Source organism: Nitrospira sp., from assembly GCA_029194675.1.
Classification (GTDB): domain Bacteria; phylum Nitrospirota; class Nitrospiria; order Nitrospirales; family Nitrospiraceae; genus Nitrospira_D.
Genome location: JARFXP010000002.1, coordinates 570,032 through 591,449 on the forward strand (window position 1 = coordinate 570,032; position 21,418 = coordinate 591,449).

Sequence of the window (21,418 nt, forward strand, 5' to 3'; positions counted from 1 at the left end):
AGAATTGACAACTCAAGGCAATGATGATCAAGATGTTTCTTGACCTGGTTTTTGAGGCGCATCGGCTACTGCGGAATCCGGGCTAAGTTAGGAGGCATACACGATGAAAGTGGTGTTGTTTTGTGGTGGCCAAGGGATGCGCTTAAGAGAATACTCGGAAACGATTCCGAAGCCCATGGTTCCCATCGGGTACAGACCCATTCTATGGCATGTGATGAAATATTATGCCCACTTCGGTCACAAGGATTTTGTGCTGTGTCTTGGACATGCCGCTGATGTCGTCAAGAATTACTTCTTGAACTACGAAGAGGCCGTTTCAAATGATTTCGTGCTTTCCCAGTGCGGGAAACGCGTTGACCTGTTGAGTACGGATATCAGCGACTGGCGAATCACATTTGCCGACACCGGGCTCAGCTCCAACATAGGTCAGCGATTGCAAGCAGTGCAAAAGTATCTGGACGGGGAAGAGTTCTTTCTCGCCAACTATAGCGACGGGCTTACGGATCTTCCGCTGCCGGCTCAACTCGATCGGTTTTTCAAAGAGGACAAGATCGGCAGTTTCGTATGTGTGAAGCCGCGCCTGAGCTATCACATTGTAACGTTGAACGGACTGGATGATATCGAGAAGATTGAGGACATGAACCAGACCAATCTTTGGATCAATGGTGGATGCTTTATCTTCAAGAAAGACATTTTCCGTTATATTGGCCCGGGAGAGGAACTGGTTCGGGAACCATTCCAGAGATTGATCAAAGAGAAGCAGCTCATCGGGTATAAATACGACGGTTTCTTTGCCTCCATGGATACGTTCAAGGATAAACAAGCTTTGGATGAGATGTATGCGCATGGTGATGCGCCGTGGGAGGTGTGGAAACCACGTCCTGAGAGAAAAAGCAGCCTCTCCTAGTGTCCTGAGTCTGAAGTCCGCATTATAGTTTTTGCAAGCAGCTGTTTGATTGATAATGACTTTACACGTTCGATTTATTCAACCCATTTCAGACTCAGGACACTAGCCATAGTCGGCTTTCTTGTTGTCCTCCCGATTCCTGTGAAAACCAACACCACGATTCAGCTTGCTCACAGACGATTGAATATTCTGTGCATCGGAGCTCATCCCGACGACATTGAGATTGGATGTGGCGGGACGGTTCTCAAGCTCCTGCAGACCCATCCCGGTAGTCGTGTTGTGTGGGTGGTCCTGACGGCAAGAGGAGATCGTAAGAAAGAAGCGGTGAAAAGCGCGGCCGCATTTCTTCGGAGAGCAGAGTCTACGAAACTCGTCACCAAATCCTTTAGGGAAAGCTATTTGCCGTATCATGGGAAGGAAGTAAAGGAGTATTTCGACACGCTTCCGCATGTGATCGATCCTGACCTCATTTTTACCCATTATCGTCACGACCTCCACCAAGACCACCGCGCCGTGTGCGAATTGACGTGGAATACGTATCGTCGCCATCAGATTCTCGAGTACGAGATTCCAAAGTACGACGGAGATTCGGGCCAGCCGAATTTGTTCGTGCCGCTTCCAGACGATATCGCTCAGGCCAAAGTCAAGCTGCTTATGGAGGGATTCGCAACACAACGCAGCAAACAATGGTTCACGGAAGATACCTTCTACGGACTCCTCCGGATTCGAGGGATCGAATCTCCCAAGTCAACCAGGTACGCCGAGGCCTTCTACGCAAGGAAAGTTGTGCTTGAATAGGCCGGAAACATTGAGGGACGGATGAAATCAAAAGTCGGAGGCTGGGCCCAGATTGAGAGGAAGGGGGAAAGTCTCGCCACACTCAAGCGACTTGTGCCACGGTTTCCGCCTGCGCTGCCGCACCAGGTATCTTGATAAGGCGATGAGCGGGGCCGCGGGCGTGCACGCGTCGCTCAGATGTCCTACACCAGTATTCCCATCATCCCATGACCATTCTGGTCACCGGCGGCGCCGGGTTTATCGGTGCCAACTTCGTTCTTGACTGGCTGGCGCAACACGAGGAGCGCCTGATCAATCTCGACAAGCTCACCTATGCGGGCAATCTGGACAATCTTGCCGGCCTCCAAGGGGATACGAGGCATCTGTTCGTGCGAGGCGATATCGGTGATACGGCGCTCGTCGATCGACTGCTGGCCGAGCACCGTCCTCGTGCGATGATCAATTTCGCGGCTGAGAGTCATGTCGATCGCTCCATTCACGGTCCCGGCGAATTCATTCAGACCAACATCGTCGGTACCTTTCACTTGCTTGAATCCGTGCGGGCCTACTGGGAAGCGCTGGAAGGTGAGGCCAAAGAGGGCTTCCGTTTTTTACACGTGTCCACCGACGAAGTTTTCGATAGGCCTCGTGCTGCGGACCGGTTCAAGGACAGGTCATCGCATTTCATGGACAAACAGGGGTGTCAATTGGAGTTTCGCCCTGACCTCCTTTCTTCGGATGCAGTCTTGTTGAGCTCGATACAGATTCTATAGGCGGTGAGACCGGCGTGGAGCGGAGCTGATGCGCGTGGACCAGGAGTTTCTGTCGATTGGGCACGCCGACCTTGTCGAAAATGCTCGTCATGTGATGCCGCACCGTACTATCGCTAATCGACAGCGTGTAGGCAATATCTTTGTTCGAGAGTCCCTGTCTCACCAAGCAGATAATCTCGCGTTCCCGCTCAGTCAAGGCCTCGGGCCAGGCCGGCGGCTGTGGGTCTGAATCGACCTTGTCCTTGAAGGGGGTCGCGAGGCCCAATCCTCTCGCAGGGGTATGGGGTTTCACGGGGGCATACAGCGACTCAATTATCGCGAGCACGACCTCAGGCGGTTGAACCTTGAGGATGATGCCTTCGACGCCGAAGACAAACGCCTCGCGCATGCGGTCCTTGTCCTCGAGCCCGCACAACAACACGACCTTACTGGTCGGGGCAGACTCTCGAATCTGTTTGATGGTGCCGAGGGCATCGCTCTGGGTCTCCAAATCCAGGATAAATATGTCGGGTCGGCTCTCGGCGAAGAGCAGGTCATGTGTCCTTCCCTTGTGCAGGTGCACAACCATCGGGATGGTCGCGCTCCTCTCGAGAATCTTCTGCAAGCCCAACCACACGAGACACTGACTGCTCAGTATCGCGATCGTGAGGGTCGGCATCGCGACGACGGTGTCGGTCATGAAGTCTCCTTAACAGAACAGATAACTGGGTGAGCTACAGGACTCATGCTACGGTTTCGATTGTATGTCGTTGGACACAAAAAGGCCCATGTGCCACACGAATGGTCACACGTAAGCACCGCCAACCAGCGAGTGCCAGGGTTGTTTCAGACATATCACTTACTTCCATTCCCATTTCATTTCGCGATCATCATTCTGCGAAACAATCTTGCGATAGATTCTAAGGTTAAGAACGGACGCACGTAGAGACACTTCTACGGAGTCTGAGGCGGTTGTTGCTGGATAGGGGGGTGCCAGGGTGATCGATCATCCTTCGCGGGCCAGGTCATCAGCTCGAAGAATTTTTGCAGGAGGCTTGCCGATCGGACTGCAGCCATAGGGTTTTTCTGGAATGGGCTAGATTCGTCTTCATTGTTCCCAAGCGGGATCGCATAGCGAAGTTCGACATGGCTTGGTCGTACGACACCGCTGAGGGCCAGCATGTGAAGGGCCTTCCGTTTTTGTCGAGTGCCCTCGATATACGATCGCAGTTGACGTAGCGGCATACGGTAACCTCCATTTTCATTAGCCCAAATTGCTCAAAGTCAGATCCATAGGATGCTCTTGAAGTCTGTGTCGAGGCTTCGCGGATGACCGCATCGGCGGCAACGAACAAATAGGCTCGAGTCGTTGGGTGTCCCGGAAGCTCGTAGGACAAGTTGGTAGGTCTTGCCTCCACAGAAAGGGCACGCTTTTCCAGGAAGGTTCTGTCGTATGGGTCCTAGCCGGTTGAGTTGTCTTTCCATTATCCGCCCCCCCAATCCGTTAGCTATGATGTGATCGGTCCGGTGTCAGAATAGGGTCATACTCGGTGCGACGGAAATACCCTGGATGCATGCTCATTTCGGGCCAACGAGGAATGATCAATCCTGGCTGCACTATGGTCGTCACCGGGAGAGGCAAAAATCTGGGTGAAGGAAGATTTCTTCTGGAGGGAGAAGAAATCTCTCGCTGCTCGCAGGTGGGCATCCGCAAGGAGCTACCTTCACCCGGGTATTATTCCATCAAATGCATTCGTTCATGACAAGCTCGTAGTTTTCCTAGTCTGACGGCCGTTGAATGTTGGAGTTGATATCACGCGCGAATCATGATTTGTTTGTCCATCCTCGCTGACGTCGGCAAGGGGTTTTCTGCTGGAGCCACGAACTGCCGGAGCCGTGCTTGGTCCGTAGGTGAAACAAGCAGAAGCTCGATCTTGATCCACTCATTCTTGACCCACTGAACCTCTGCCAATTCGATCGTGCTATAAGCGTTTTCCTCGGGGAACCACAGACGGAGTTTGACATAATCTCCTGGCCGCAGCTTTTCAGGATCTAGGATGACAGGATGAGAGGACGATAATTCATACACGCAACCATCGCCCCTCAAGCCGTCGCGTCCCTTCGAAAGCATACAATCGATCCCAATTGTTGATAGGAGTCCTGGCGGCATGCTCTCTCCTCTCGTGGAAAATCTGAACAGTGAGAACACCGTAATACAGGAGTGGGCGTGAGGGCTACTATCCTGGCAGGTGGAAGGACCTACCTAAAGAGGCATTCACCATGATTCTCCTCTATTGCAGAATTGAGAACGGCATGGGCACATAAACATTTTAAAAAATAATGATTTATAAATTTTATCTAATGCCATGGAGCCTCGCTGAAATCATGCAACCAAATTTTACCTCCCCGTTGGCAACCAACTGACATTGGTTGGGATAACTTTCCTTTGTTGCATCTGATGAGCGCGCTTGATCAAACGTTCTGGCCAGTTGCCTGGACGAATAATAGATGATTTCGCTGAATCGCCCGCGCCTGAAATAAAGCAGTTCTCTATAATACTGTAATACTGTGTGCGGTCTTTAATGACTCACTCATGTCCATGGTCTGTTGAGGGCCTGTTGCGAGCGGAAGAAGGTCGCTCAAAAAGCAACCTTGCTCCCGGCTTGAAGGTCAGGTAGTACCAGACCCATTCCGACATCACTCGGAATCGGTTCCGGAAGCCGATCAGGAAGAAAATGTGCACCACGCACCAGAGCAGCCAGGCGAAGAGTCCTGAAACATGGACCCAGCCGAACTGCGCCACGGCTTGCGCACGGCCGATCGTCGCCAGGATGCCACGGTCTGTATAGGCAAATGGTTGGCGCCGGCCTGGATCAATGTCATCATCGATGAGACGGGCGACATAACGCCCCTGTTGCATGGCCACAGGAGCTAAGCCAGGCAAGGGCTTCCCATCGCTACCCACGCAATGTGCCGCGTCGCCAATCACGAAGATCGAGGAATCGTCCGGGACCGTCAGATCCGGTCCGACCTTGACACGGCCGTACGAATCCTGAGGAGCCGAGAGCTTATTTAATAGAGGCGCAGCTCTGTTGCCGGCCGCCCAAATAATGTTGGTCGAAGCGACCCACTCCTGTCCGATCATCGCACCGTCGGCGTGAATGGCGCTCACAGGGCTGTTCAACCTGATCCTTACACCCATGCGCGCGAGGGCATCGGCAGTCTTCGCGGAAAGTTTGGCGTCGAACCCTGGCAGAAGGCGCGGGCCGGCTTCCACGAGCAGGATAGAGAGATTCTCAAGGCGCAAAGTCAAAAAGTCAGGACCCATGGCCTTTCTTCCGATCTCAGCCAGCGCACCGGCCAACTCGACCCCTGTGGGGCCGCCTCCGATGATAACGAACGTGAGAGGATGGCCTGGCGCACCGGTGACAATTCTCCGGCGTTCGGCGTTCTCAAACGCGAGCAGCATCTGCTCACGCACTTGGACGGCATCGGTCATCGTCTTGAGACCTGGCGCAAACGATTCCCACTCGTCGTGCCCAAAATAGGCATGGCGGGATCCCGGAGCGGCAATCAAGACATCGAAGGCAATCGGCGTATTGTCTCGCAGGTGTACCGTCCGAGCCGCCCGATCGATTGATACCACCTCATCCATCATGACCCGGACGTTGGGTTGCGACCGAAAGAGTGTGCGCAAGGGCCAGGCGATATCGCTGGGCGACAGCGCGGCCGTAGCCACCTGATAGAGCAGCGGTTGAAATAGGTGGTGATTCGTGCGGTTGATGAGGAGGACATCCGCCTGGCGCAAGGACCGGGCGGCCGTCAGACCTCCGAACCCGCCCCCGATAATGACGACCTGTTTGCGAGTCATAGGATGGAAGAAGGAGGCAACCGATGTGCGATAGGGAACAGTGTCAATGGGTCCAGCGCGAGCATGTGCAAGTCGGTGATGAGCCACCCGGATGTCGCGAAACAAGGTTCATGATCAGATCACAGAACCGACGCGGCTCTTCCAGCAAATACCAGATCACATTTGTGGTCCAGACTCCCTTCAGAAGCTGTCTGCAGTCTGTGAGGGGAGTGCCAGGCGGTGGGGGCGCCATCTCCGATTTTCTGCGTTTGACGGCCATGAAATGCCTCCTTGGGCGTTACGGTCAACTTTCCACTTAGAAGGTCCAAAGTTGACATACCACAAGATGGCATATTTCCATAAGACAGTGCACGCATTACCTTACCTCGCAGAAGCAATCCGATATCACCTCCCTCTTATCGATTGAAAGGAGTCACGGATTTGCTCGTCACGGTGTTGGACAAGAAACCCGCTTAGATCTTTGTGGTCCTGGAGGAAGTGGTCACGGACAATTGGGGTATTGCCGGAGCGACCGTCAACAAGTACTGACAACAAGAACGTGGAGCATCCGGAGAGGTTGCTGGATGAGCGGGAAGAGACCTACGCAGCCGGCCTGTGTTCCTTGAGAAGGCCTCCTTGCATAGCCGGATCAGCGTCTTCTTGTGACGAGCCTTCTGCCATAAATTTTGGGCCTCCTGTCCCTTCAAAAAGCAACCTCGCTCCCGGCTTGAAGGTGAGGTAGTACCACGTCCATTCCGACATCACACGTACGCGGTTCCTCAAACCGATGAGGAAGAAAATGTGAACAATACACCAGAGCGCCCAAGCCAGGAGTCCTGAGGCGTGGATCAGGCCGATTTGGGCAACGGCTTGGGCGCGGCCGATCGTCGCCAACATGCCACGGTCCGTATAGGTAAACGATGGACGCTGGTCTGGACCAAGGTCCTGATTGATCAGATCCGCAACATATCGTCCTTCCTGCATGGCGACTGGAGCGATTCCTGGTAAGGGTTTGCCATCGCGGCCAAGACAATGGGCAGCATCACCGAGGATGAAGATCCATGGCTCATCCGGGATCGTCAGGTCCGCTTGGACCTTGACCCGACCGCACATATCCTGAGGTACAGCGAGGGTGTTGAGCAGGGGTGATGCCTTGTTGCCAGCCGCCCAGATCACGTTGGTAGACGCGACCCATTCGTCGCCGACCATGACTCCATCGGCACGGACTGCGGTTACCGGATTATTGAGTTTGACGGTCACGCCCATGCGTTGGAGCACCGTCAGTGCCTTTGCCGACAGCTTGGCGTCGAATCCCGGCAGAATACGCAGACCGGCCTCGACGAGGATGATCGAGAGATCCTCCAAGCGCAAGTGAGGATAATCTGGCCCCATGGCCTTTCTCCCGATTTCGAGCAGCGAACCGGCTAGCTCGACTCCCGTGGGACCTCCTCCAACGATGACGAAGGTGAGGCGATTTTGCGCTCCGGTCTCGGCTCGTTGCCGTTCCGCCACCTCAAATGCGAGCAACATCCGCTCGCGTAAATGGACCGCATCAGCCATGGTCTTCAGCCCCGGAGCCAATGTTTCCCACTCATTGTGTCCGAAATAGGCGTGACGCGACCCTGGAGCGACAATTAAGGCGTCAAAGGCAATCGGGGCGCTGTCCAGGAGCCGGACCACACGGGCCGTCCGATCAATCGACACCACGTCATCCATTACCACGCGAACATTGGGCTGCGAACGGAAGAGTGTGCGTAAGGGCCAGGCGATGTCGCTTGGGGATAGCGCCGCAGTGGCTACTTGGTAGAGCAACGGTTGAAAGACATGGTGATTCGTGCGGTCGATCAGGATGACCTCGGCCTCGCGCAGGAAACGCGCCGCTGTCATGCCTCCAAACCCGCCCCCAATGATGACAACGCGTTTTCGAGTCATGGGCTTGAATCAGGAGGTACGGCTACTTACGGAAGCGGATAGGCTTGACCGCCGGAATGAAGCGTCCGCGGTGGCCGGCTACACAGCCTGCTACGGTCATCGTGATCAATGCCAATAGAAACAGTTCCATGTCTCACCTCCTGAAAATTGTTCAATGCAATAAGGGGTTAAGAAGAATACGTTCGAAAACAAGCTACCTGCCAAGGGGAAGAGTGTCAAAGACTTCCTCCAAACGCGCTTGAGCACTCTTTCCAGAAGAATCGGCAGGCCCTGGTGTTTTCTTGAGTCCATTGGTGAGGATAATCCAATAGCTTAGGCGGCTACATTGGTGCTGCTACACTTACCTCATTGCATAAGACTTTTAGGTGCTGGTTTCACCCACGGAGAGAGGAAGAGGAGTACACACTCATGGCTGTCGAAGCCCGTCGCTTTATACACATGATCAGTTCTGCCTGTTTCACCGCCGCTTTTTTCACGATTGCCGCCTGTTCCGGCGGTTACTATACGGCCAATCTGAACGGCGAGAAGAAGGTCTATCGCGTTGATGAACAAGGTGCAAAGACGCTCATATACGAAACCGACCAGAACGGCAACACCACCATCCACGATGCTGATGACCCGATGGCGAAACGGCGGGTTGCCGCACAAGAGATGGCTGAGCAGCTCAGCGCAAATGGGGCCGGCCAACTTGAACAGCTAGGTCGGGCGCCGAAACGGCAGCCGTCGGACCCCATCTATGTCAGCCTCGTCCCACCGGTGTTGGATCCACAAATGGAGAGGGCTGAGCGAACAAAAGGGGCGGTGGCCGAACAGATCAGAAGTGAATTTGCTGCAGATCCTATCATCAAGCTCATCGAGGAGAATCGGAATCAGTCAGGTTTGATGAAGCCGCACGTCCGGGCGAGTGCCGATGTCGAAGTGTTGCCAAAGGTCTCGCTGAAGGAAGCCTACGGGATTGATCGAAAGACGGGAAAGCCCAGTAAGGTCCTGGCAGTGGTTTTTGAAGCAACCATCACCTCACAGGTCCCATCGACCACGTACAACGTGTCGGAGTCCGGTCATGCCTTGCGGACTTTGGAGATTTCCAAGCGTTTCGCCACACAGGTTAAACAGGTCATCCGCGAAAAAATCGGCCCCACCATCCCTGCCCGCTGATCCGATAACCGCCTGCGCCGCGAAAGAAAGCTTATGTATCGAGCTGCCTTATTTTGTGGGACGCACCAGGTATCCATGTAATAATGCCGACCATTTCAGAGTGAATACGTTGATGGTAATGCTACAACCAACTGACTCTCGAATCACCATCGAGGATACCTCAGGAGAGCTACGCATCGGCATTCCTGGCAGACGCAGTGTGTTCGTGATGTGCTTTCTGGGGTTTTGGATCTGTGGTTGGGCGGTGGCTGAAATCATGGTCGCCATTCAGTTTTTGAACGGCGATGCTCCGCCTGAGGGAGAGTTTTTCATGTTGGCATGGTTCAGCATCTGGACGATTGGTGGTGTGTTGGCCGTCTACGCGTGGTTGTGGCAGGTAATGGGGAAGGAGATTGTCATCGTGCGGGGACAGACATTCAAAACTCGGCGCGACATTGGAGGATTCGGCTTCGACAAGGAATACGATCGCTTGCAGATGCGAGAGCTGCGCGTTGGGCAGGTCGGATTCAATCCGCTGGACTTCTCGTCCAGTCTCCAACTATGGGGAATCGGCGGCGGGGTGATCACCTTTGACTATGGTGCAAAAACTTATCGATTCGGCGCAGGCCTTGACGAATCCGAGGCCAAGCAAGTCGTGGCTGCCATCAAACAGCGCCACCGCATTCAGGAGAGCAAGACGACCTAATTCCCCGGTCTGACGGTGAAACGGTTGTTCTCGTACGAGGGTCCGTCTTGTTTGTCTGGTCCGGTTAATGAGAGATCAAATCAATAACCATCCAGCCAGATAAACCAAATCCAGGCCGTGCGCTGCGAAACGGTGCCGACTCGAACATGCCGGTGCCATCCGGAAAAGCGCAGGATCTATACCTGCATGTGCAATTGGTTCAAGACATCGGCGTCGAGAAGTATAGTTACTGCGGTGTGTTGATTGTGGATCCCGGTGACCGCGTTCTGGTACATCTGGTCATCATGGATCCAAGCCGATGCCGGATCACGAGCGCGCAACGTCCATACTCGGTATCTTTGCTGTGCGGGCGACAGAGGAGTTCGAGCGGCTTCGGTTCGAACGTGCCTTGCGTAAGAGTGATCCGACATTGCCCAAGATCGATGAAGGCACAGCGGTCGCGACCGGAGCTGAACGGCACCTCTACCAGGACGATGTTCATGGACATCACCGAGCGGCTGTTGATGGAGCAGGAGAAGGCCCGCCTGGAGGCGCAGACTGTCTATCTCCAATCCAAGAAGAAATCAGTGGTGCCGGAGTCGTCTCGGAACTGAAGCCGACTACGCTTGAAGTCCCTATGAAGAAACTAGGCACTACCAAGCCAGCTTGCTCGAAGCACCACGACAGTCCTTGACGAACCCAGATCATATGTCAGTTTCGCTCCTCATTCGCTTCATGGTTTGCCATTTTCTCCTTGCAGTCCTGCTGATGACCGTCGGCGCGACAACCGTGGTTCACGCGCAGGTTCAGTGTTGGGCGCCACGTCAGAACGAGGGACCCGTAACCGATACACGACGGGCGCGTCACCTTAAGGCCATGAGCGCAGCCGAAACCATTCTCAAACAGTCACAGGAATTCCTGAATCCACCGGTCCCTGTCCGCATGCGGACCACGATGGCTACCAACCTGTATGAACCAATGGGCTCGCGGTTGATCGTGCGCGCCTATCCGGAACAGACGTCGGTGGGCATTGGGATTTGGAAAGGAGGATGCGGGATTGCTCCCGAGGCCGACCGCGTGGCCGGATCGATCGGAAGGATCAGCATCTTTTTCAACCACCTCTCCAAGGACATGTTCATGGGTCAGGATGAAATTCCGAAGCTGACCGGCACGATGGGTGGTTATCCCGAGTACAACGGGTGGGTTGTGATCTCGAAGAATGGGCGGCTGCCGTGGATTCCTCAAACCCTCGGCGATCAGCTCGATCGCGTGGGTGCTGCTCGTGAAAGGGCCTTGGCTGATTTGCGCAACGCCAGGGCTTCACGCAAAGCTCCCGATCAGGCCATGGTCGACCGGACTGCGGCATTGCGGAGAAAGACTGATCCAGCCGGCGCCGACCAGTATGTGGAGAACATGAGGCGACTTACTGCAGATATTCAAGCAGCGCAAGCCAAGGTTGCAGCACGAGAGGCACATCTCACGAAGCTGCTCAACGAATACCGTGCGTATCGGGCGTCGTTTACGGCTCAGCAACTCGCGATGCCCGCAGTGTCGGCTGATACCGATGGCTCCGCCCGCAAGGCGATGGAGGCTCAGGTCGATGAGCTGCGAGAGCTCGGCGTGGATGAACAGGGGAGAGCGGGTGAGAGACGGGAGCACAGTCGTGGACTGGAGAGAGAGGCGGCAGCGAGCGATAATGAAGTGACAGCGCTTCGGTTGCGTGCCCAAGCCAGGGACCTGTTGCAGGACGCCGACCAAATTCGCAAGGACCATATGGCACGTGCCGCACAGGATGAAGAAGAATTGCGTGCTGCGTATGAATTGACCAACCTCAAGCCTGGCTCGGTAGAGCAGGCCCTTGCGTATAAGATGGATCCGACTTTTCCAAACCGGAGTCAGCCGGGGAAGATCCAAGTGTTCGCCATATCGGTGTCAACACTGGCTGAGGAGGATGTCCTCTATCGGTCCGAACATGCGGCGCGCAAAGCCTGGCTTGACCGCGTAAGACCTTCAATCAACTACAGGGCGCTAACCGCTCTGCTGGACTGAGACCGCTCAACACAACCATCAACTGGATGAGCCGACAGACCACCGCATGGTGGATCTTCTTGGCATGCCTACTTGCGACAATGGCTGTGGTTGCCTAACCTTAACGGAGATCAATTGGCTGGTCGGAGGCAGGTCTAATTACCAAATCCCGACTTCGTGACGACCCGGTCGGCCAATTTCCACTCTTCTTCGTATTTTTCTTGTATGTGCTGAACAAAGTCAGGCTTAAGATAGGGACTCTCTTGATATTCCGATTCTACCAACAGTGTCTTTTCAATAGCTTGGCAAGCATAGTGGATCCCCAGAAGTGCCGATCGCTCTGAAATCCTCTTGTCGCCATCATGAAATAAATGGGCAGACCCTGACTGATGAAACTCAGCATCCTTGGCTCTCACAAACACCTTAACCTCAAACGAAAGACTCTTTGCTGCTCTCGCTATTTCCGAAAGTTCTTGAGCATCCACAACGCCTCGCCCGATTCGCGTCTCCTCAACTTTCTCCATCACATTGGTAAAGCGTGCTCTCAGGTTCTCATAATCCCCACGAAATCGTGCCGGCGGGCTTGCTCCATCGGTGCCTGAGGCTTCTTGGAGAGTAAAGAACACTACTAATAAGAACAGTACGGTATTTATAGCGATTCCTGCGGGACCACTTCGCAACAGAGATGTTCTGTAGTCAGTACTAATGTTGAATCTCCCAAGTAAGGGTCCTGAATCTCAATACTGATCCCAGAGGTCTGATCGTGCGGCTCCGACCATCGAGATCATTAGGATGCATCCACAGGCTCGAGTGATGCGCAGTTCCCCCCCCGCATGTAGCCACCTGAGTGTGGACGGATTAAGTCACCCTTCCGTCAGTAGCCAGCGGTTTTCCGACGGCTGTATTTTATCTACCCAGTAAGCCCATGCGCAAATGTAGGATCGTTATCGCTCCTCAAGGTCTGCGCCCATAAAGGATATCTAACCCTTTCATGACATGACATTCACTTCTAAGCAGGCATGGGCAAGCTTGCTTGAATCTTCGAGTGGTTGACAATACTGATCCACTTCTGCCATAGGATGATCGTCATAGTTAAACCGGTCCGGTCTTGCTGTCGCGGATCATTGAATACCGACAACCCCTAACAATTTATGTTGCCCTCAGCCCCCGCCTTAGCAGGGGTTGCCATCCGCGCAGCCATTCGGCACATTCTACCTGGGTGCGATGCGCAGCGTAAATCAATTGGAGGTCGTGGCAGCGTACGCTTCAATGTCGCCCTGTCGATTCCGAGGCTGCACCACCTTCCTGCGAGCTAGAACGGAAGACGAGATGACCGTTGGCACCGCTGGAGAGTCTGTGCGGTCCCGGTTCGATGAAAGGCCATCGAACCGTGCAGGGTTACCCCGATGTTTTCACTAGGAGGCAGAATGAGAAAGGATGAGACCCTCGTCTGGATTTGGGTTGGGATCTGTACAGCGTTGGTGTGTCTCTTCAGTCCTACGGCTGCTCTAGCCGAAGGCGCCACCTTGCCAACCTTGCCGACCGGGTTCTCCGAGTCCGTTGTCTTCTCAGGGTTAACGCAGCCGACGGCAGTTCGCTTTTCACCGGATGGGCGGGTGTTCGTTGCGGAGAAAAGCGGACTCATCAAGGTCTTCACCTCGCTCTCCGACCCCACACCCACGGTGTTTCATGACCTCCGGACGAAGGTGCATAACTTTTGGGACCGGGGACTGCTCGGGCTGGCCCTGCATCCGAATTTCCCGACGATTCCCTCGGTCTACGTCCTCTATACCTATGACAAAGACCCCAATAATCCCCAAGTCCCTCGGTGGGGCACGGCTGGCGCCACGTCCGACGGGTGTCCCACCCCGCCCGGCTCGACCTCCAATGGTTGTGTGGTGAGTGGCCGGCTGTCGCGGCTGGAAATGTCCTCGGGGAATGTCTCGACTGGGACGGAATCGGTCCTCATCGAGGGATGGGGCCAGCAGTATCCCAGCCATTCGGTTGGGACCATCATGTTCGGCATGGACGGGGCGCTCTACGCGTCGGCGGGCGATGGCGCCAGCTTTACCTTTGCCGATTACGGGCAGGGCGGTTGCCTTGCCCCCTGCCAGCCAAATGATACCCCGCCGAATCCGTTAGGAGATCCGCCGGTAGGAATTGGTGAATTGCAGACCTCGCCCACGGCGGAAGGGGGTGCGACCAGATCTCAGAGCCTGCGCCGGGTCAGCGGACCGACGGTCCTCGATGGCGCGATCATTCGAGTGGATCCCACTACGGGGGCAGGCCTTCCCGATAACCCCTCCTCCGCCAGTGCAGACCCCAACGCCCGCCGCATCGTGGGCTACGGGTTTCGCAACCCCTTTCGGTTTACGTTTCGGCCTGGCACCACTGAACTCTGGGTCGGAGACGTCGGCTGGAACCGCTGGGAAGAGATTAACCGGATCCCCAATCCCCTGGCGCCTTCCGTGCGCAACTTCGGCTGGCCCTGTTACGAAGGCTCTGTCCTTCAGCAGCCGGGCTACGTTCCGCTTAAACTAAACATTTGTGAAAGCCTCTACTCCCAGGCCGGTGGACACACGGCCCCCTACTTTGCCTACAGTCATAGCGAGAAGGTGGTGGCGGGAGAAACCTGTCCCACCGGCAGTTCATCCATCACGGGACTGGCGTTCTATCAGGGGAGCACCTATCCCGCGGCGTACCAGGGGGCGCTATTCTTCGCCGACTATTCCCGTAATTGTATTTGGGTCATGTTTAAAGGGGCAGACGGCCTGCCTGATCCGGCGACCATGGCCACGTTTGTCGCCGGCGCGGCGAGCCCCGTCGAACTGCAGATTGGGCCCGGGGGCGACCTGTTCTATGTGGATCTCAGTGGCGGAACCGTCCGCCGGATTCAGTTCACCAGGGGCAACCAGACCCCGACCGCGGTCATTCAGGCTACGCCGTCGTCTGGGCCGGCCCCTCTTACTGTCACCTTCTCTTCAACAGGCTCCTCGGACCCGGACGGCGATCCCATCAGCTATAGCTGGAACTTCGGGGATGGCGGGACCTCGACGCAACCTAACCCAATCCATACGTACGGAAGCATAGGAACATTTACTGCGGTGCTGACCGTTACCGATTCATTAGGCGCATCCAGCAAGGATCAAGTAACCATTTCAGCGGGAAACAGCAAACCCACGGCGTTTATTGATGCGCCGGCTGCGACGACCCAATGGAAGGTCGACCAATCGATTACCTTTACCGGCCACGCCACCGATCCGAACCAGGGCACGCTCCCGCCCTCCGCGTTTTTGTGGGAGATCATCCTGCATCATTGTCCCTCGAATTGTCATACGCATTCGATTCAGAATTTCTCCGACGTCACCACATCATCCTTTTCGACCTTTGATCACGATTACCCGTCGCACATCGAGATTAAACTGACGGTGACGGATGCGGGGGGGCTGACGGACACCAAGAGCGTCCTCCTTTATCCACGAACTGTCGCACTGAACTTTGAATCAACTCCGTCAGGCTTACAGCTAACTGTAGGGAGTAGCAGCTCTCTCACACCTTTTACGAGAACGGTCATCCTGGGCTCCACGAACTCCGTCAGTGCCGTCACTCCCCAGGCCATGGGAGGCACAAACTATGAGTTTGTGTCTTGGTCTGATGGAGGCAACCAATCACATAATATTGTCGGAACCGCTGCTGCGACCTATATCGCCACCTACGAGGTCGCAACCGAGCCGATTCCTTCCCCCACTCCTAGCCCTACCCCTAGTGGTGACGTTGGCGGTGGTGGTTGTACGCTCAACAGATCGGGAACGGGTGATGCGCTGCTGCCATTGTTGTTTCTTATTGTCCTTGGCCTGTTCTTTTTGAGAATAAAGCGGCGCGTGAATAAGGCTGACCGCACATCGGTCTAAACGACTTCCTCGGACAAGTTTCATGAAGGCGCCTCATTGCTATGAGACAACTGTGTCGAGAGCCAATTTTTATGAGACACTCGGTCGGCTAGGGCTCCGCTGGCCCCCAACATTATTGGGAGATTTAACATTTCTCCTTTGTGCTGGGGTTGCTCCGTTGGCGTGGGCCATTATGGCATGGGCTGTTCCCGTTCATTCGATGTCTCTTATCCAAGTATGGTCGTTGGGCTTTGCCTCAGTGGTAGTCTGGTACCCTTTCTGGGAAGAGCTGCTGTTTAGAGGATTGCTGCAGGGCGAACTCATCGAGCGTGGCTGGATACGACCCTGGGTATGTGGTTTGAGCGGCGCCAACATTTCGATCTCTCTCTTGTTTACAGTCTTTCACCTCTGGAGCCATAGCCCGATCTGGGCGGTCCTGGTGTTCTTCCCCTCGCTGATCTTTGGCTATCTTCGTGAGCGGTTCGATTCCACGGTTCCCTCGATTCTCATGCACATGTGGTACAACGGCGGGTACTTTTTCTTCATCGGTTCCTCTCAGCCTTCCACCGGGTCCGACATCCATTGAGTTTTCCATTGCCGCAGCATGCAGGAAGGCGACAGACCCAAAACATGTCGGGCCTGGCTCTTTAGCCCGGATTCCGCAGTAGCGACCGAATCGAAAAAACCAGTTTCAGAAACACGTTGATAATCAATGTCTTGAATTGCCAATTCTGAACTGCGCCGCAGTTGAGCGTGGTGAATGCTGTCTTGCTGGTAGTACAAGAATTCATTTGGATTGACCGCAACTTGTGAACGCACCTTGGATTTCAACTGCGGAATTCGGGTTTAGTGGAAAACCCCACATCATCGACGTAGGCATCGACGCCTGTTCTTCGAGAACGCAAAACCGGATACCTTGTGTGGCCAGTCCGTCGAGAAGCCGATCGAGGAATTCAGTATGTTCCGCAACGACCACCCTAGGAAACTTCCCAGCTGTCATTTATCCGACAGTCTTATTATTGTGGTCGAGATTGAGCTTTTCTAGCTGTTTCTCGACTGAACCCTTAGTCGGGGGGCAAGCGAAAGGGGCCCATGCGACGAGCTACAAGTATCTCATCCTCGGCGGCGGGATGGCCGCGACTGCCGCGGTTGACGGCATCCGTGAGGTGGATTCGACAGGAAACATCGGGCTGATCGGTGCAGAACAGGATTCGCCGTACCATCGCCCTCCGCAATATATGAACTCGAGTCAGCACCGATCATCATGCCACTGGAAAGATGCTTCTTATCCTGCAACGTCTTTTTCAGGAGAATAAGGACTTGGAAGATCCGGCCGGCCATGGGAACCGGCTGAACGGATAACTGACCGCTGAGAACTGGAACTGTTTCGTCGAAGCCCATGCTGAGAATTTTGATTGCCGACGACTTTCCGCTCTTCCGGCGTGGAGTGAAGGATCTGCTGACCGACGGGCTGGGTTCCATCACGGTCGGGGAATGCGACAACGCCCACGATCTGCTGGAACTGGTCAGATGCGGGAAGTGGGATGTCGTCATCCTGGATATCTCCATGCCCGGCACGACCGGCACCGAGGCCCTCAAGCGGCTGAAGGCGGAGCGCCCCGACCTTCCCGTCATCGTGCTCAGCCTGCATCCGGAAGATCAATACGCCGTCCGCATGTTCAAAGCGGGAGCGGATGCCTATCTGATGAAGGCCAGCGCTCCGGAGGAACTCATCAGTGCCGTGAAGAAGGTCTCTTCGGGTGGGCAGTATGTGGGTGCTTCACTCGGGGAAAAGCTCGCACATCTCCTTCGCCCGGGCTCGGAAAACGTGCTGCACAACCAGCTGTCCGACCGCGAATTCGAGGTCATGCGTTTCCTCGCGTCAGGGAAAACCGTCTCTGAAATCGCAGAGACCATGCATCTCGGGGTAAGCACGGTGAGCACCTACCGCTCCCGCATTCTTGAGAAACTCCAACTCAAGAACAACGCCGAACTGATGCATTACGCGGTTGAACAGGGAATCACATAGCCACACGCCAGAAATCTCGTCTCACCCGGCGTCCGACATCCGAATAAGGTTATGCGAGCAATCGTGTCGTTGAAATCAGGACGACGACACCGAACGCTCTACTACGAAATCCCCGTGCTTTCACCGATAGCGTCGCTCTCTCCCACCCTCTATATTTCCGACACGAAAGTCGATTGTGTTCTCTTTAAACAGAGCAGGTGCACAAGCACATGGTTAGTAGCAGATAGTTGAGCGCACCTCGTCTTCGGTTTGTCCTCGACAGTTTCACCCTAAAAAAGCAATCCATGATGGGAGGAACAACGGTTGAATCGGCCATTCGGACTGCATCTCTATGTGCCGAGAACCTCTGTCAAAACCGTTTCAGCAGCAAGCTGATTGCGAAGTGGAGGAGACTTTATGAGCGACACCGGTGCCGCAATGCCCACCCTCACGATCGCGATACTGAGCAGTCAGTGTCTCGTGTGGTTGGGCTTACAGAAAATTCTCGAAACCAGCGCGACCGCCCGAATGGTTATGCACTGTTACCCCGGCAGGACAGCTGACCTGCTCCGCGCCGAGAACCGACCCAACGTGTTCATCCTGGATCTGGAGACCGAGCACGACGCCCCGGGCACCATCCACCAGATTCGACAGTCCGCCCCGACCAGTAAGATCGTGTTGTTGTGCGGACTGGAGGACCAGGCCCGCACGCGCGAGGCGTTTGCTGCCGGGGTCGACGGCATCATCCTCAAGGTTCAACCACCTGAAGTCGTGCTCGCGGTGATTGAAGCGCTGTCTGCCGCCGTGAAGCCCCAGCCCTCTGTGGAACGGGAGGGCGCGATGAAGCTGGGCCTCGGGCGCTCCTTCACGAAGCAGGCGGAACCCGCCCCACCGCCACCGGCCTGGCCCGACGCCTTGACCGAGCGGGAACGCGAGATCATCCGTTTGGTAGGACAGGGCCTCTCGAACAAAGACATCGCCTACAAATTATCGATTAGTGACAGTACGGTCCGACACCACATGACGAACATTTTCGACAAGGTCGGCGTGCCCAATCGACAGAAGCTCCTGGTCCACGCACATCATGCCCGCTTCCCACCTCTCTAGGACCCATCACAAAACAGCTTGATGAGAATCGGGATACACGCGAGCTACTCAACCATCAGGAAGCCAGCGGCGTCGTATTTCCCGCGCACGAGGGCTCAGGCAACGACGCGTTCGACGAGCCGGCGGCGGTCGCCCTGTCGTCGAGATTGGGACAACAATATGTATAGGAATACGACGAAACAATCGCGATTGCATTGATTGTGGGAGACGGATGTTCTCGCTATAACACGACGCAAGAGACAAGATTCTGGTTTGTAAGATCGATCGACATGCCATGCATGGGTCCTCAGCGAGTCACTGGGAGTTAGCGGCGCGACACTGTCGCATGTGGCGCAACGGTATCGACCTCACAAGGAGGCTCTGTGATGCGAACCACGATGATTGAATCGGCCATTCGGATGGAACTATATCGGAACGGGCCCTGCGCGCTTTGTGCCTTGATTGAACGGCTTCCCCAGTTTTCTTGGAATGAGGTGTTTGCCGTTGTCGATCGAGTCAGCCGAGAGGGGACGCTGGTGCTCCATCGCACGGCTGAATTCGACTATGAAGTATCAGTCCGTCCGATTCTCGAACCGTCTCGCGAGAGACTCACCGCAGTGAGAGAGGGAGTCCTGCGCTGAACCGATCCCGATTGTCAAGCGCCCGACGGCGGGGGCGCGCATGAATTGTTCACGATGCCAGGGGCTCCTGTGTTTCAGTGAACTGCGTGACGAGGAGGGTTGGCTCGTCACAGAAGGGGCACAGGTATTCCGTTGCATCCAGTGCGGAGAGGTCATTGATTCGGTGATTCTGATGAATCGGGCGCGCAGTGCGGTCGAACGCTAACTCTGTCGCTGAGCCGTCTTTCGGAGCCAGGCCATGTTGCCGTCATGAAGGAATAATTATGAAACCGATGGTGGCGATCTGCTGTTTCTGCGAGAAAATCCGAGGTGACTTGGGTCCCGAGGGTGGAGCCGGTTTGTGGTATGAGCCACATCTCTATTTGGCGAGGCACGGCCTCTGTGCGGAGGACTTTCAAGTATCCCAGACCTACTGCCCGTCTTGCCTGACTAAGTACCGCCGATGTGCTTCGTCGGAACGGCCGGCGACCGGCATTTCCCTTGACGTGTTTGAACCAGCCGTTTGCCCAGCCTGTGGTCGGCGGCGGTGCCGAACTCGCCACCGCCACGCCATGACACACAAACAGGAAAGGAGCTCCCATCGATGATATTCAGAAAACTTCAGCATGGACCAAAGACGGGTAGTGAGGCGAAGGTGCAGGAACCGCCGAAAGAAAGCATCGAAGGCTTATCTATGCAGATAACGGATGAGGCTCATGCTCGTATCGCGCGAGCGGCCTATCAACTCTATGAACAGCGCGATCGGCAAGATGGTCATGACCTTGATGACTGGTTGGAAGCCGAGCGCCGAGTGGTCGTACCACTGGTTGGTCGAACAGGAGATGCGTGGTCATGACTTCGGGCGCAGATCACCGCCACATTAAAGGATGTGATGAGAAAGAAGAAGTCTCGCCTCTTGGAACAGGAATCTTCGTTCAGACAACCTCAGGGTTAGTTCTTTCTCGCAAGCGCTCGCGAGAAAGCTGCCGAAGTAGCAGGCGCTTGTCAGCGCCGGCCGTCATACCAAACAGATAACTGCTTCTTGTCACGCAAGGCTCTTCCTGGAACCAACAGGACGCGGAAGACTTGGCCGGCAATCTCTCGGCCTGAATAGAGCGAAACCTTGCGCGACGATGTCTCTAATGGATGTCTGGTCAAGATGGTGAATCGAAGGCCGTGCTGCCGCCCCCACTGTTTGAGCTGTTTGCTGAGGGTGATTTCCTCTGACGCGTAGACGTTTTGGTCGAACCCACCGATATCCTCAAATGCATCACGCCGACACACCACCAACGCTCCGGCTGCCCACCGACAGAGAACCGAAACGGCGGTCCAGAATCCGAGCGTCATGCTCGCCCACCATGGCAATCCGTCCATACGCAACGTACTGCCGCAACCGACGTGTTTTTCATCTTGAATCAGTCGTTGGATATCGCCGAGCAGGCCGGGGCTCAACAGGCTGTCGGCGTCCAAGAACAGCAACCAATCGCCGGTTGTGTGAGCCGCACCGGCATTGCGTGCCCGGCTGATTTGATTGATTGGTTCAAAGACGATCCGAGCACCAGCCTGTCTGGCCAGTTCGGCGGTGTTGTCGGTGGAGTTGTTGTCGACGACAATGACATCCGACCTGAAACCAGGTATGGAGTTAGCAGCGACTGATGCGGCAACAGATTGCAGACATCGTTCAATCAGCCGCGCTTCGTTGAAGGCCGGAATAATGATAGAAAGATGCATAGGCTCGGTATGATGCCA

At 55.1% G+C, this 21,418-nt stretch carries 21 protein-coding genes; 12 read left to right on the top strand and 9 right to left on the bottom strand.

From position 1 onward, the window contains the following. The first annotated feature begins 103 nt into the window (after nt 1–103). Nucleotides 104–907 (top strand): sugar phosphate nucleotidyltransferase, encoded by an 804-nt coding sequence (locus tag P0120_11670; protein ID MDF0674976.1) that lies wholly within the window; start codon nt 104–106, stop codon nt 905–907. Between the two features lie 45 nt (nt 908–952). Next, the gene (locus P0120_11675; protein MDF0674977.1) at nt 953–1,705 is read left to right on the top strand and encodes a PIG-L family deacetylase; all 753 of its coding nucleotides are present in this window, start codon (nt 953–955) and stop codon (nt 1,703–1,705) included. A 182-nt stretch (nt 1,706–1,887) separates the two neighbouring features. On the opposite strand, the gene P0120_11680 is transcribed toward P0120_11675, so the two are convergent. The 6 genes from P0120_11680 to P0120_11705 all read right to left on the bottom strand — a co-directional run bounded on the left by P0120_11680 (nt 1,888) and on the right by P0120_11705 (nt 8,218). Then, nucleotides 1,888–2,229 (bottom strand): hypothetical protein, encoded by a 342-nt coding sequence (locus tag P0120_11680; GenBank protein MDF0674978.1) that lies wholly within the window; start codon nt 2,227–2,229, stop codon nt 1,888–1,890. A 139-nt stretch (nt 2,230–2,368) separates the two neighbouring features. Then, a complete protein-coding gene (locus tag P0120_11685) occupies nt 2,369–3,136 on the bottom strand; it encodes a response regulator transcription factor (protein MDF0674979.1) in 768 nt (255 codons plus the stop codon). A gap of 254 nt (nt 3,137–3,390) precedes the next feature. Then, nucleotides 3,391–3,681 carry a hypothetical protein gene (locus tag P0120_11690; GenBank protein MDF0674980.1) on the bottom strand — a complete coding sequence of 97 codons (291 nt, stop codon included), beginning with the start codon at nt 3,679–3,681 and terminating at the stop codon, nt 3,391–3,393. A 568-nt stretch (nt 3,682–4,249) separates the two neighbouring features. Further along, entirely contained in the window at nt 4,250–4,606 is a 357-nt protein-coding gene (locus P0120_11695) for a hypothetical protein (protein ID MDF0674981.1), read from the bottom strand. A gap of 417 nt (nt 4,607–5,023) precedes the next feature. Continuing rightward, nucleotides 5,024–6,307 carry an NAD(P)/FAD-dependent oxidoreductase gene (locus P0120_11700; GenBank protein MDF0674982.1) on the bottom strand — a complete coding sequence of 428 codons (1,284 nt, stop codon included), beginning with the start codon at nt 6,305–6,307 and terminating at the stop codon, nt 5,024–5,026. A 579-nt stretch (nt 6,308–6,886) separates the two neighbouring features. Then, nucleotides 6,887–8,218: an NAD(P)/FAD-dependent oxidoreductase gene (locus P0120_11705; GenBank protein ID MDF0674983.1), complete on the bottom strand. Its 1,332-nt coding sequence runs from the start codon at nt 8,216–8,218 to the stop codon at nt 6,887–6,889. A gap of 408 nt (nt 8,219–8,626) precedes the next feature. Between P0120_11705 and P0120_11710 the strand changes: the two genes are divergently transcribed. The 4 genes from P0120_11710 to P0120_11725 all read left to right on the top strand — a co-directional run bounded on the left by P0120_11710 (nt 8,627) and on the right by P0120_11725 (nt 12,086). Continuing rightward, on the top strand, nt 8,627–9,373 hold the full coding sequence (locus tag P0120_11710) for a hypothetical protein (GenBank protein ID MDF0674984.1): 747 nt from the start codon (nt 8,627–8,629) through the stop codon (nt 9,371–9,373). Between the two features lie 112 nt (nt 9,374–9,485). Further along, nucleotides 9,486–10,058, top strand: coding sequence for a hypothetical protein (locus P0120_11715; protein ID MDF0674985.1), 573 nt, complete (start codon nt 9,486–9,488; stop codon nt 10,056–10,058). 298 nt (nt 10,059–10,356) lie between these two features. Beyond that, nucleotides 10,357–10,731, top strand: coding sequence for a hypothetical protein (locus tag P0120_11720; protein ID MDF0674986.1), 375 nt, complete (start codon nt 10,357–10,359; stop codon nt 10,729–10,731). A 14-nt stretch (nt 10,732–10,745) separates the two neighbouring features. Beyond that, nucleotides 10,746–12,086 (top strand): hypothetical protein, encoded by a 1,341-nt coding sequence (locus P0120_11725; GenBank protein MDF0674987.1) that lies wholly within the window; start codon nt 10,746–10,748, stop codon nt 12,084–12,086. Between the two features lie 134 nt (nt 12,087–12,220). On the opposite strand, the gene P0120_11730 is transcribed toward P0120_11725, so the two are convergent. Next, nucleotides 12,221–12,589, bottom strand: a complete 369-nt coding sequence (locus P0120_11730) for a hypothetical protein (protein MDF0674988.1) — start codon at nt 12,587–12,589, stop codon at nt 12,221–12,223. Between the two features lie 903 nt (nt 12,590–13,492). On the opposite strand from P0120_11730, the gene P0120_11735 reads away from it, so the two are divergent. Both P0120_11735 and mrtJ read left to right on the top strand, forming a co-directional pair. After that, on the top strand, nt 13,493–15,976 hold the full coding sequence (locus tag P0120_11735) for a PQQ-dependent sugar dehydrogenase (GenBank protein ID MDF0674989.1): 2,484 nt from the start codon (nt 13,493–13,495) through the stop codon (nt 15,974–15,976). Nucleotides 15,977–16,028: 52 nt separating this feature from the next. After that, on the top strand, nt 16,029–16,541 hold the full coding sequence (gene mrtJ, locus P0120_11740) for a JDVT-CTERM system glutamic-type intramembrane protease (protein ID MDF0674990.1): 513 nt from the start codon (nt 16,029–16,031) through the stop codon (nt 16,539–16,541). Here the strand turns inward: mrtJ and P0120_11745 are convergent. Beyond that, the gene (locus tag P0120_11745; GenBank protein MDF0674991.1) at nt 16,511–16,786 is read right to left on the bottom strand and encodes a hypothetical protein; all 276 of its coding nucleotides are present in this window, start codon (nt 16,784–16,786) and stop codon (nt 16,511–16,513) included. The genes mrtJ and P0120_11745 overlap by 31 nt on opposite strands. 568 nt (nt 16,787–17,354) lie before the next feature. On the opposite strand from P0120_11745, the gene P0120_11750 reads away from it, so the two are divergent. The 4 genes from P0120_11750 (at nt 17,355) to P0120_11765 (ending at nt 20,525) form a co-directional block, all read left to right on the top strand. Beyond that, nucleotides 17,355–17,984, top strand: coding sequence for a response regulator transcription factor (locus P0120_11750; protein ID MDF0674992.1), 630 nt, complete (start codon nt 17,355–17,357; stop codon nt 17,982–17,984). A 396-nt stretch (nt 17,985–18,380) separates the two neighbouring features. After that, complete coding sequence (locus tag P0120_11755) at nt 18,381–19,070, top strand: response regulator transcription factor (protein MDF0674993.1); 690 nt, start codon at nt 18,381–18,383, stop codon at nt 19,068–19,070. 365 nt (nt 19,071–19,435) lie between these two features. Next, nucleotides 19,436–19,690, top strand: a complete 255-nt coding sequence (locus P0120_11760) for a hypothetical protein (GenBank protein MDF0674994.1) — start codon at nt 19,436–19,438, stop codon at nt 19,688–19,690. Nucleotides 19,691–20,273: 583 nt separating this feature from the next. Then, nucleotides 20,274–20,525, top strand: a complete 252-nt coding sequence (locus P0120_11765) for a DUF2934 domain-containing protein (GenBank protein MDF0674995.1) — start codon at nt 20,274–20,276, stop codon at nt 20,523–20,525. Nucleotides 20,526–20,674: 149 nt separating this feature from the next. Here P0120_11765 and P0120_11770 read toward each other — a convergent pair whose 3' ends face one another. Further along, a complete protein-coding gene (locus P0120_11770) occupies nt 20,675–21,400 on the bottom strand; it encodes a glycosyltransferase (GenBank protein ID MDF0674996.1) in 726 nt (241 codons plus the stop codon). Between the last annotated feature and the right edge of the window lie 18 nt (nt 21,401–21,418).

What these genes read in the sequence shown, in the direction of transcription:
- P0120_11770 (MDF0674996.1), bottom strand. Translation starts at nt 21,400, where the DNA reads ATGCATCTTTCTATCATTATTCCGGCCTTCAACGAAGCGCGGCTGATT.
- P0120_11685 (MDF0674979.1), bottom strand. Translation starts at nt 3,136, where the DNA reads ATGACCGACACCGTCGTCGCGATGCCGACCCTCACGATCGCGATACTG.
- P0120_11670 (MDF0674976.1), top strand. Translation starts at nt 104, where the DNA reads ATGAAAGTGGTGTTGTTTTGTGGTGGCCAAGGGATGCGCTTAAGAGAA.
- P0120_11765 (MDF0674995.1), top strand. Translation starts at nt 20,274, where the DNA reads ATGATATTCAGAAAACTTCAGCATGGACCAAAGACGGGTAGTGAGGCG.
- P0120_11750 (MDF0674992.1), top strand. Translation starts at nt 17,355, where the DNA reads ATGCTGAGAATTTTGATTGCCGACGACTTTCCGCTCTTCCGGCGTGGA.
- P0120_11725 (MDF0674987.1), top strand. Translation starts at nt 10,746, where the DNA reads ATGTCAGTTTCGCTCCTCATTCGCTTCATGGTTTGCCATTTTCTCCTT.
- P0120_11755 (MDF0674993.1), top strand. Translation starts at nt 18,381, where the DNA reads ATGAGCGACACCGGTGCCGCAATGCCCACCCTCACGATCGCGATACTG.
- P0120_11730 (MDF0674988.1), bottom strand. Translation starts at nt 12,589, where the DNA reads ATGGAGAAAGTTGAGGAGACGCGAATCGGGCGAGGCGTTGTGGATGCT.
- P0120_11735 (MDF0674989.1), top strand. Translation starts at nt 13,493, where the DNA reads ATGAGAAAGGATGAGACCCTCGTCTGGATTTGGGTTGGGATCTGTACA.
- P0120_11695 (MDF0674981.1), bottom strand. Translation starts at nt 4,606, where the DNA reads ATGCCGCCAGGACTCCTATCAACAATTGGGATCGATTGTATGCTTTCG.
- P0120_11715 (MDF0674985.1), top strand. Translation starts at nt 9,486, where the DNA reads ATGGTAATGCTACAACCAACTGACTCTCGAATCACCATCGAGGATACC.
- P0120_11690 (MDF0674980.1), bottom strand. Translation starts at nt 3,681, where the DNA reads ATGCCGCTACGTCAACTGCGATCGTATATCGAGGGCACTCGACAAAAA.
- P0120_11700 (MDF0674982.1), bottom strand. Translation starts at nt 6,307, where the DNA reads ATGACTCGCAAACAGGTCGTCATTATCGGGGGCGGGTTCGGAGGTCTG.
- P0120_11710 (MDF0674984.1), top strand. Translation starts at nt 8,627, where the DNA reads ATGGCTGTCGAAGCCCGTCGCTTTATACACATGATCAGTTCTGCCTGT.
- P0120_11760 (MDF0674994.1), top strand. Translation starts at nt 19,436, where the DNA reads ATGCGAACCACGATGATTGAATCGGCCATTCGGATGGAACTATATCGG.
- P0120_11720 (MDF0674986.1), top strand. Translation starts at nt 10,357, where the DNA reads ATGCCGGATCACGAGCGCGCAACGTCCATACTCGGTATCTTTGCTGTG.
- P0120_11705 (MDF0674983.1), bottom strand. Translation starts at nt 8,218, where the DNA reads ATGACTCGAAAACGCGTTGTCATCATTGGGGGCGGGTTTGGAGGCATG.